Consider the following 415-nt stretch of genomic DNA (forward strand, 5'->3'; position numbering starts at 1 on the left):
AGGTACAACTTTGTTTAATATTTTTAAATATTTTTGATATTGTTCATTTTCCTTAGTGTTATAAAGTAGCAAAGTATAATGGCATAATGCATATATATCTGTACTATCCTCTTGTAATAGTGCTTCGTACAATGCTTTAGCCGTATCATATTCACCGAGATATAAATAACACATTGCCAATAAATTACGTACGACACGATGATCTTGAACTTCTTGTGGTTGATGTAAGACATAATTCTTTGCATCTTTTAATCGACCTTGAGAAAAAAGATATTGGAATAGTATTTGAACTACAAACAATTGAGCTTCAAGTTCAATTTGTTCTTCGCTTTGATATTTCACATCAAACATTTGATCTAATTCATCTCTATAATCTTGGTCGTCGCTAACAATAACATAATTAATACCAAACAAG

General features: G+C 29.6%; 1 protein-coding gene. It reads right to left on the reverse strand.

All coding sequences use genetic code 11. The annotated features are described in order from the left end of the window. A partial coding sequence (locus D7X74_RS42450) for a M48 family metallopeptidase (RefSeq protein WP_147446938.1) occupies nucleotides 1–415 on the reverse strand: 415 nt, incomplete at both ends.

The sequence above is a fragment of the Corallococcus sp. CA047B genome, assembly GCF_003612065.1.
GTDB lineage: Bacteria > Myxococcota > Myxococcia > Myxococcales > Myxococcaceae > Corallococcus > Corallococcus praedator.